General features: G+C 64.1%; 3 protein-coding genes. All 3 read left to right on the top strand.

Annotated elements, in window-relative coordinates; translation table 11 throughout:
- Positions 1-33: 33 nt before the first annotated feature.
- Positions 34-864, top strand: coding sequence for a P-type conjugative transfer protein TrbG (gene trbG, locus OKA11_RS24215; protein ID WP_267225155.1), 831 nt, complete (start codon positions 34-36; stop codon positions 862-864).
- Positions 861-2,138, top strand: a complete 1,278-nt coding sequence (locus OKA11_RS24210) for a TrbI/VirB10 family protein (protein WP_267225153.1) — start codon at positions 861-863, stop codon at positions 2,136-2,138. Before trbG ends, OKA11_RS24210 begins: the two co-directional genes overlap by 4 nt.
- Positions 2,135-2,323: DUF2274 domain-containing protein (locus OKA11_RS24205; protein ID WP_267225151.1), on the top strand; the 189-nt coding region annotated here is incomplete at its 3' end. The genes OKA11_RS24210 and OKA11_RS24205, both read left to right, overlap by 4 nt.

Below are 2,323 nucleotides of genomic sequence, written 5' to 3'. Positions count from 1 at the left end.
TTCCGATCCCCTCACATCCAAGGAGGTCCTGCCATGAACTCGTTGCTCCTGACTGCCGCGGCTTTTGCCGTCGGCGCCCATCCGATACTACCGCCAACCCATGCTGTGAGGACGAGCCCGAATGCTTCGCCCGCCCAGCGTGGATCGATCGAACCTTCGCCGTCTTCGTGGGTCAACGCCCGGCAGGTGTTCCTCTGGTCGGACGGGGCGATCTACCACGTCTATACTGAGCCCGGGATGATCACCGACATCGCCCTGCAACCGGGCGAGGCGCTGATCGCGGTCGCCGCGGGCGACACCGCCCGGTGGGTGATTGGCGATACCACGAGCGGAAGCGGCGAGGACAAGCGTACGCATGTTCTGGTGAAGCCTTTCAGCACAGGGCTCTCGACCAATCTCGTCATCACCACCGACAAGCGGACGTATCATCTCCGGCTGTCTAGCGGACCGACCGGCGGCATAGCGGCGCTGGCGTGGAACTATCCGCTCGATGAGCTGGTCGCGGTCAAGCGCGCGGAAGCGGCGGCGGAGGCGGCAAAGCCCATCGCTGCCGGGCTAGGCATTGAACAGATGTACTTCGGCTATCAGATCACTGGCGATGCGCCCAGCTGGCGGCCGCTGCGGGCGTTCGACGACGGGCGCCAGACTTTCATCGAGTTTTCGGCGACGATTGGCGTCGATGAGGCGCCGCCGCTCTTCCTGATCGGCGCCGACGGTGCTGCGGAGCTGGTCAATTATCGCATGCGCGGGCGGTTCTACGTCGTCGATCGGATCTTCGATGTGGCCGAACTGCGGCTCGGAACCAGGAAGCAGCAGGTCGTGCGGATCACGCGTGGCGGCGGCAAGGGGAAGGGGCGGTCATGAGCGAGGAAATGGACGGCGGCGCACGAGCTCAGCCCTTGCGACAGCCGAACCCGGATGGCCAACCAGCAAACGAGTCTGCAGCGGAAGCTCCCGCGCGCCCGGTCGAGAAGGTCGACCCAGAAACGCTCGCCATTCGCGCCAGGCCTCCGCGCGCGACGCGTTTTAGAAAGGAGGTGATTATCGGCGGCACTGCCACCGCCACCTTCGCCCTTCTTGGCATCGCGTGGTTTGCGTTGTCCCCACGGCTGACGGGGCATACGGTGCGCCCAAGCGATCTATCCCAGCCCGGCAAACAGGCCGCCAATGATGCGCTGAACGCTTTGCCGAAGGGATACGGCGATGTGCCCAAGCTGGGGCCTCCACTGCCCGGTGATCTCGGGCGCCCGATCCTGCGGGCACAGGAGCGGGACCTGGGCGCAAATCTGGCAGTCGAAAGTCAGCATCGGGCTGCAATCGATCAGGAACGGCAGAAGCGTGCCGACGACCTCAAGAACGCGCGCCAGTCGGCGTTGCTCGCCCAAGGGGTTCGGCCTGGCTCGGCAACATCGGCCATGAGTGACGTTTCGCAAACGGCGCTAGGGGCAACCGGTAGCGGCAGTACGCCTGCGCCGGACCCGTCCGCGACGGATCGCAAGGTCCAGTTCGCCGAAAAGTTCGACGGGAAGGGGGACATCAATCCCCATAGCGTGAGCCGGTCGTCGTCGCCGAACGTGCTGATGGCTGGCAGTGTCATAGCTGCCAGCCTGATCACCGGTCTCAATTCCGATGTTCCCGGCATGGTTGTTGCTCAGGTGACGCAGAGCGTCTTTGACAGCGCGACGGGGCAGGTGCTGCTGATACCGCAAGGCGCGCGGCTGATCGGGAATTACGACAGTGTCGTCGCCTACGGACAGAGCCGGGCTCTCGTCGTATGGCAGCGACTGGTGATGCCCGATGGATCATCGCTGCGCCTCGACAACATGCCGGCGACGGACTCGTCGGGATATGCGGGTCTCGTCGACAAGGTCGACTACCACACCGGGCGGCTGCTGAAAGGTGTGGCGATCGCGACATTGCTTGGCGTCGGTACGGAGCTATCGATCAACGGCGAGAGCGATCTGGTGCAGGCAATCCGGGAATCTGCGCAGACCAGCGCTTCGCGAGCGGGCGACCAGATCACCCAGCGCAATCTCGACATCCAGCCGACGATCACTGTGCGGCCTGGGGCGCCGGTCAGACTGGTTGTGCGGCAGGACCTTGTTCTTGAGCCATGGAAAGGAGGGAACACCCGATGACCACGATCAAGCTGGCAAAGCTGCCTGACAAAACCCCGGTGAAACTGGCCGTTATGGTGACCCCTGATCTCCATCAGAGCCTACAGGACTATGCGCAGATGTACGCCGCCGCCTACGGCGCGGATGTGCCAATCCCGGAACTGGTGCCGGCTATCCTGGCTGCTTTTCTCGATGGAGACCGTGGG

The sequence above is a fragment of the Novosphingobium clariflavum genome, assembly GCF_026420865.1.
GTDB lineage: Bacteria > Pseudomonadota > Alphaproteobacteria > Sphingomonadales > Sphingomonadaceae > Novosphingobium > Novosphingobium clariflavum.
The sequence above is the reverse complement of the archived record's forward strand: the minus strand, read 5'-3'. Positions and strand labels throughout refer to the sequence as shown.

Bases quoted from the DNA above. Each gene is read 5' to 3' on its own strand.
- trbG (WP_267225155.1), top strand. From the start codon at position 34: ATGAACTCGTTGCTCCTGACTGCCGCGGCTTTTGCCGTCGGCGCCCAT.
- OKA11_RS24210 (WP_267225153.1), top strand. From the start codon at position 861: ATGAGCGAGGAAATGGACGGCGGCGCACGAGCTCAGCCCTTGCGACAG.